General features: G+C 71.4%; 6 protein-coding genes. 2 read left to right on the plus strand and 4 right to left on the minus strand.

Annotation, left to right across the window (positions count from 1 at the left end; all coding sequences use genetic code 11):
- Window positions 1-227: 227 nt before the first annotated feature.
- Both NBZ85_RS24985 and NBZ85_RS24990 read right to left on the minus strand, forming a co-directional pair.
- Complete coding sequence (locus tag NBZ85_RS24985) at window positions 228-1295, minus strand: DUF2889 domain-containing protein (RefSeq protein ID WP_261559263.1); 1068 nt, start codon at window positions 1293-1295, stop codon at window positions 228-230.
- 205 nt (window positions 1296-1500) lie between these two features.
- Window positions 1501-2445: an alpha/beta fold hydrolase gene (locus NBZ85_RS24990; protein WP_261559264.1), complete on the minus strand. Its 945-nt coding sequence runs from the start codon at window positions 2443-2445 to the stop codon at window positions 1501-1503.
- Window positions 2446-2891: 446 nt separating this feature from the next.
- Between NBZ85_RS24990 and NBZ85_RS24995 the strand changes: the two genes are divergently transcribed.
- Both NBZ85_RS24995 and NBZ85_RS25000 read left to right on the plus strand, forming a co-directional pair.
- Complete coding sequence (locus tag NBZ85_RS24995; RefSeq protein WP_261559265.1) at window positions 2892-4811, plus strand: MFS transporter; 1920 nt, start codon at window positions 2892-2894, stop codon at window positions 4809-4811.
- Between the two features lie 235 nt (window positions 4812-5046).
- Window positions 5047-5427 (plus strand): DUF222 domain-containing protein, encoded by a 381-nt coding sequence (locus NBZ85_RS25000; RefSeq protein WP_261562698.1) that lies wholly within the window; start codon window positions 5047-5049, stop codon window positions 5425-5427.
- A gap of 14 nt (window positions 5428-5441) precedes the next feature.
- Here the strand turns inward: NBZ85_RS25000 and NBZ85_RS25005 are convergent, their stop codons facing one another.
- Window positions 5442-5957 carry a TetR/AcrR family transcriptional regulator C-terminal domain-containing protein gene (locus tag NBZ85_RS25005; RefSeq protein ID WP_261559267.1) on the minus strand — a complete coding sequence of 172 codons (516 nt, stop codon included), beginning with the start codon at window positions 5955-5957 and terminating at the stop codon, window positions 5442-5444.
- 897 nt (window positions 5958-6854) lie between these two features.
- Window positions 6855-7096, minus strand: a 242-nt coding sequence (locus NBZ85_RS25010; RefSeq protein ID WP_261559268.1) for a hypothetical protein, incomplete at its 5' end; no start/stop codon positions are given.

Consider the following 7096-nt stretch of genomic DNA (forward strand, 5'->3'; position numbering starts at 1 on the left):
GTGCCCGTCCGGCTGCGGTTCCCGGCGCGCCGGGAACCGCAGCCGGACGGGCACGTACCGCCACCTCACCACCCGAACATGTCGACGTACCACCGGACACGTTGATGTCGCCGGGCGCCGCCACCATCCCCGTCACCGCGGGAAACGCCCCGCAGTCAGTATAAAACCGGCGTGGTCGACGGGCCGGGATGACCGGTCGCGGCGTCCGATCGGGTGTGAGGCGGGGATCAGTCGATGCGGCCGGTGGTGACGAGCTGGTCGACGAGGACGGGGACCTCGGCGAGGGCCCGCAGCGCGTCGTTGAGGTGGGTGCAGCCGTCGGTACCGACGAGGAGTCGGATGACCCGGGCGCGCAGGGTCTGCATCGGCTCGCCGAGCAGCAGGTCCACGTTGCCGGCGGCCGAGGGGCAGGTTTCGAAGGGCAGCACCCGCGGGTCCGCACGGATCCCGACGAGCCGCATGGTGGCCGGGTCGACGGTGGCGTGCACGCCGTATTCGTGCACGATCGTCTCCACGCCCTGCGGACTCCACATGCTGTCGCGGAACGCCGAGTCGACGGTCATGACGCCCTGCTCCCGGGGCTCGGGCGCGATCACGTCCACCCGGCGCCGGCGGCGGAACATCGCCGAGTCGCCGGGGGGTGCCGGGATCCGGTGCCAGGCCAGCGGATCGTCGGCCTGCTCCAACGGGTGGGCGGGGACGAGGTTCTGCTCCAGCCCGCCGCCCTGGGACATCCGTTCCAGCGGGCCGCCGTCGGCCCGCCATCCCGAGCAGACCTCTCGCATCGCCTCGACCCGGCTGGCCTGCGTCGCCGCGGCGAACCTGGCCAGTTTGTCCTGCTCGCCCGGCCACAGTCGCCAGGCGATCGGCGCCACCAGGGTCGCGCCGGGCATGTCGTCGAGCAGGAAGTGCAGGGGCGATCCCGTGGTGACGTCCTCGGGGATCAGGTCGCGCAGGCGGGCTCGGTAGCCGCGGCCGCCGTTCTGGCCGATCAGCCCGGCGAGGGCCCTGCGGGGAGGCACGCTGGTGAGGGAACGCAGCGTCCGGGTGTCGTCGACGGTGACGCGCAGCTGCGCGGAATCGACGACCGTCGCCTGCCCGTCGCGCCCGGTGACGAGGTCACGGGCGCCGGCGCTGAGGTTCATCGGGGATCCGTAGCCGGCGGGCCAGGTCACGTTGAGATGGCTCGTGCGCCGCACCGATCCGGGCATGCGCCGCGGGGCGCCGCGGTGCGGACTGGCCGGCGGCGGGGTCAGGTCGGCGAGCGCCGGCAGTGGTCGTACGGGAGACGGCATCTGGACCTCCGAGCCCGGTCGGGCGGCATGCCGCGGCGGCACACCGCCCATCTGGGCCGCTGCAGCCGCGACATAACCCGTCACCCTTTACGCAGTAAAGCTGAATTTCAAATCTACCCTTCACAATGCCGCTGCGCTGGGTGACATCGACCACGGGCCTCCGTCAGGGGGTCTCTGCCAAGGGGTCTCTGCCAAGGGGTCTCCGTCAGGCCGGGAAGGCGAAGTCCCGGATCAGCGCGACGAGCTCCAGCGGACGGTCGCTCTGCACCGCGTGGCCAGCGCCGTCGACGGCGGCGTAGCGCAGGGACGGCAGCCGGCGGCGGAACTCGGCGACGTCGGCGTCGTGGACGTACTTCGACTCGCCGCCGCGCACGAGCAGCGTCGGCACGCTGATCGTGTCGACCTCGTCCCACAGCGAGGTGAAGTCGAGCCAGTCCGGTGTGCCCGGCGGGGGCGGGCCGAACAGGTCGTAGCGCCACGACCAGCGGCCGTCCGGCAGCCGGCGGGCGTTGTGGCGCACCCCGCGGCGCACCCCGGCGGCGGCCCGCAGCGGACTGAGCGCGACCGCGGCGTCGGCCATCTCCTCGAACGAGGCGTAGGTCGGCGGTCCGCTGACGAGCGCCACCGAGCCGCGTTCGGCCGTCGTCATCGTCCGGCTCTCGTCGTTGACCTGCGGGGTGACGTCGACGATCACCGCCCGGCGGCACAGGTCGGGACGGGTGGCGGCCAGGTGGGTGACGGTCAGGCCGCCGAGCGACATGCCCACGACGACCGCCGCGTTCGGCGCCACGGCCGCCACGGCGACCTCCAGCGCCTCGACATTGCGCCACGGACCGTAGTCGCGGTCGGCGCGCCAGAACGACCGGCCGTGGCCGGGCAGGTCGAACGCCACCGCGGGCCGGCCCAGCGCGAGCGCCACATAGTCCCAGGTGTGGGCGTTCTGGGCACCGCCGTGGAGGAACACCACCTCGGGATCGGCGGTACCCCAGCGGATGTAGCTCAGCCTCCGGTCGGCCGTGAGGTCGAGGTAACCGCGGCTGACATCGGGCCGGCCCGCGAACGGCAGGCCCAGTTCCTCGGCGTTCTCGTGCAGCAGTCCGAACTCGTCGTAGTCGTCGGCCGCCAACGTGCTCTCTACATCGGTCGCCACGTCGCCTCGCTCTCCTCGCACCGGCCCTGCTCTTCTCGCACCGGCCTTCGGATGGCCGTGCCGCCCAGCGAGCCGTGATCCGTCCAGATAAGCCTTGGTCCCGGCCAGATGAGCCGTGATCCGTCCAGTGGGTAATGCTAGGACGGCGCGGGGGGCACCGTGGGCCGCTTCCTGCCGCTCACCGGCGGCCGTGACGGGAATGTTGACCGCCGACCAGTTGTTAGTGTGAGTCAAGCAATCATCGGACGTGGACGCGGGGCACGCCGCCGGCTCGGCCCGGAGTCAGACAGGCCCGGAGTCAGACAGGCCCCTCGCCGCAGCGAAGCGACATCACCCGGCACCACCAGGCCCTCGGTGCCCCGCCTCGCGCCCATGCCATGCAGGACGCCGGGGACCGCCCGTCGGAGCGGACCGGCCCGCATCGGTGACGGAGGGAGCAGCGCCGGATGTCCACGACCGCGGGGACTCCGGTCGACGCAGCGCGCCGGCCACACCAGGACGACAGCTCGAGATATCGCTGGATCGCCCTGTCGAACACGACCATCGGGGTGCTGATGGCGACGGTCAACAGCTCGATCGTCATCATCTCCCTGCCCGCGATCTTCCGCGGGATCCACCTTGACCCGCTGCAGCCGGGCAACGTCAGCTACCTGCTGTGGATGCTGATGGGCTACATGCTCGTCTCCGCCGTGCTGGTGGTGACGCTGGGCCGGCTCGGCGACATGTTCGGCCGCGTCCGGATCTACAACGCCGGGTTCGCCGTCTTCAGCGTCGCCTCGATCGGGCTGGCCCTGACCCCCTGGCAGGGTTCGTCCGGCGCGCTGTGGCTGATCGGCTGGCGGGTCGTGCAGGGCGTCGGCGGCGCGATGCTCATGGCCAACTCGACGGCCATCCTCACCGACGCCTTCCCCACCCGCCAGCGGGGCATGGCGCTGGGCATCAACCAGGTCGCCGCGCTCGCCGGTTCCTTCATCGGGCTGGTCGCCGGCGGCCTGCTGTCGGAGTGGAACTGGCGGGCGGTGTTCTGGGTGAGCGTGCCGATCGGCGTGCTCGGCACCATCTGGTCCTACCGCAGCCTGCGTGACACCGGCCGGCGCGCGCCCGCTCGCATCGACTGGTGGGGCAACATCACCTTCGCGGTCGGGCTGACCGCGTTGCTCGCCGGCGTCACCTACGGCATCCAGCCCTACGGTGGCCACGACATGGGCTGGCTCAACCCGAAGGTCCTCGCCGCGCTCCTCGGCGGCGCCGCCGTCCTCGTCGCGTTCGTCCTGATCGAACGGCGAACCGCGCAGCCGATGTTCAACCTGGCGCTGTTCCGGATCCGGGCGTTCGCCGCCGGCAACGCCGCGGTCCTGCTGTCCTCGATCGCCCGCGGCGGCATGCAGTTCATGCTGATCATCTGGCTGCAGGGAATCTGGCTGCCGCTGCACGGCTACGACTACGTCGACACGCCCCTGTGGGCGGGCATCTACCTGCTTCCCCTGACGGTCGGATTCCTGGTGGCCGGCCCGGTGTCGGGCTTCCTGTCCGACCGGTTCGGCGCCCGCGCCTTCGCCACCGGCGGCCTGACCCTGGTCGCGGCGACCTTCCTCGGCCTGCTGCTGCTGCCGACGGACTTCAGCTACCCGGCGTTCGCCGCGCTGCTGGTCCTCAACGGGATCGGCTCGGGCCTGTTCTCCGCGCCGAACACGACCGCGGTGATGAACGCCGTGCCCGCCGCGGCCCGCGGCGGCGCCTCCGGGATGCGCGCCACGTTCATGAACTCCGGCCAGGTCCTCTCGATCGGCGTGTTCTTCTCCCTGATGATCGCCGGGCTGTCCTCGACGCTGCCGCACTCGCTGCACAGCGGGCTGGCCGCGCAGGGCGTGCCAGCCGACGTCACCGACCGGGTGGCGAACCTGCCGCCCGTCGGCAGCCTGTTCGCCGCCTTCCTCGGCTACAACCCGATGCAGAACCTGCTCGGCGACGACACCCTGCGCCATCTCCCCGCGGCGAACGCGCAGGCGCTGACCGGCAAGGAGTTCTTCCCGAACCTGATCGCCTCGCCGTTCCACCACGGCCTGATCATCGTGTTCTCGCTGGCCATCGCGATGTCACTGATCGCCGCGATCGCCTCCCTGCTGCGCGGCGCGAAGTACGTCCACGTCGAGACCCTGCTCGCCGTCGAGGCCGCCGCCGGCCCCACCGCCGATGACAGCACCGCCGATGGCAGCACAGTTTCGGCAGGAAGCAGCCGTTCGACGAAGATCAGCCATCCGACTGAGGGCGGTCAACCGGCCGAGGGCCTCCTGCCGGCAGAGCGGCTGCGGCCGCCCGACCAGGCGGGCGCCGACCTGGACGCGCCGACAGCACAAATCCCCTAGTGCACTGCCTGCGCCGGAGAGGCAGACGGCCGTCCACCTCCCCGGCCACGCCGATGTTCTTCCCTCCGCGCCACCGGCCTGCCTGCGTCGGCTGCCATCCAGCGCCGGCCGTTGTCCAGCATCGGCTGTTGTCCGTCTGGGATGGGTGGAATGCGGGATGGTTCCCGTGTCGTGTCCGCCCACAGCGGACGAACATGTGTTCGACATCCGGCGCGCGTTGTTCTACCGTTGATCCATGGTTTTTGGCGACATCGGGGACGGCCCTGACCCGCCGGCCCGCCTCGCCACGATCTCCCGGCAGGTCGACGGGCTGCTGTCCGCGGAGCCATGGCGGCTCTCCGACAGCGAGCTGGACGAGCTGATCGAGAGGGTGTGCCGGCTGACCGGCCGGGTCGCGGCGGTACGAGGCCTGCTGTTCGTGGAGGCCCAGGACCGCGGCTTCGCCATCCGCCAGGGCGCGACCGACCTTGCCGGTTGGCTGCGGGAGCGGCTGCAGCTGACCACCCGCGACGCCCGCCGACAGGTCACCCTCGCCCGCGACACCACCGCCTGCACGGCGACGGGGGCGGCGCTGGCCGCCGGGACTGTCACCGTCGAGCACGCCACCGTCGCGTGACTCGTAGCGCAGCGTCAACACGCCGGTGTGCTGGCCGGCGACCCTGTCGGCGCCCTCCAGGCCGAGGAAACGGGCGCCACCGCGGGCCCGGCCCCGGTTGTAGACCGACCCGGGGTTCGCCTCGGCGCGGCCGGGTCGGGATGGTCGACGTCGACCCGGGTCACCGGAAGGCGCTCGCCGCAACAGGCAGACGAGTGCCACGGCCAGGAGGTTATCCAGGCTGCCCGCGACGCGACGCCGGCGAGCACGCACCCCAGGCCAAACTCGAAGCGCTGGTCGGGCGTGCGGTCCTCGGCCTCGCTCAGCTGCTGGGACAGGTGCGGGTGCGCCCCCCGGTCCGGGGCCGCGTGCAGGTAGGGGGCGACCCCGGCCTGCCACTGCCGCCCGATGAGGCCACTGCGCCGGCGAGCCTGGGCCTCGGCGAGCTCTCGGGCGGCGAAGCCGAGGACGTAGACCAGCGATGTCGGGCGGACCGTCCTGACCTGTCGCCCCTGACCTGTCGTCGCTGACCTGTCGTCGCCCGTCGACATCGTCGGTGGCGCCGATGCGCGGCAGATGTGCCGTGCGCCGGGAATTCTCAGGACCACGTAACAACCACCGCACCAGGAGTCGTTGTCCATCCGTTTCGAATGCGCCCTCGGGCGCGGCTCTGCCAACCGGCCGGTAGGCTCCCGCGGGGCGGCGTTGACTCGCGATTTTCGCCCAACGGATGCACGACCATTGCTCCGTGTTGTTCCCATGGACATACGTCGACACAATCTACGATCAGCGGGCAAGATGCCGCGTTGATCTGCGCACGCCGGAGCATGGGCACGGCCCGCTAGTTTGTGGGCCTGCGGCGTACCTCTCGACCGACCCGGCACGGCGGCAGGTCATTCCGGTCAGGACCCCGAATGGTTTCGCACTCCACGCATTGGGACGAATGATGACCAGGGGGCCCTGGAGCGCTGGGAAATCATCCACCGGGGCGACGGCGCCTCTACCCATCAACGACCAGGTCCCAGCGGTTCAGCACCACACCGGCTCCACACTCCACCAGCTCGGCGCAATCACCGGTCGCCTACTCCACCAGCTCGGCAGCCGCACCAGCTCAGCAGCCGCACCAGCCGCAGACTCGGCGGGCCACCGACTCGGCGCGCCGACGACCAGCGAAGCTGGCAGGTTACACAGAGCCGCAAGTCATGACAGATATGAGCAAGTCAGACGAAACAGTCAGACTGCCGCACACCCGACAGACAACGCGGAGCGGGCGGCGGGAGGGGCGCCCAGGGGCCCCTATGGTCACTTCAGGCTACGCGAACCTGTCGACTGGACTAGTAGAGCAGTCCCGACGGGCTCTGGTCCCCACCGGCGATTCGCGCCGCGTATGGTGCGGCCCCTCGGTGGGCGCTGGCGCTTCCACCCGCCGAGGGGCGGTGGCCGGCCGCTCAGCTACCCCCGGTGTGGCGGCAGGGCACGATCCGATACCCGGCGATGCCGGCCAGCGTGCGGGCGTGTTCCTCCGCGAGCTGCACCGAGGACCAGCCGACGAGCGTCTCGACCGGGCTACCGTCCTCATCGAGCACCGTGATCGCGAAATCCAGCGCCCGCGGCACCTGCGGCGGGATCCAGTTCCGGCCCGGCCGGCGGACCGGCAGGCCCCGCGGGGGTACCCGAATCGGGGTGGGGC

The organism is Frankia tisae, assembly GCF_025403405.1.
GTDB lineage: Bacteria > Actinomycetota > Actinomycetes > Frankiales > Frankiaceae > Frankia > Frankia tisai.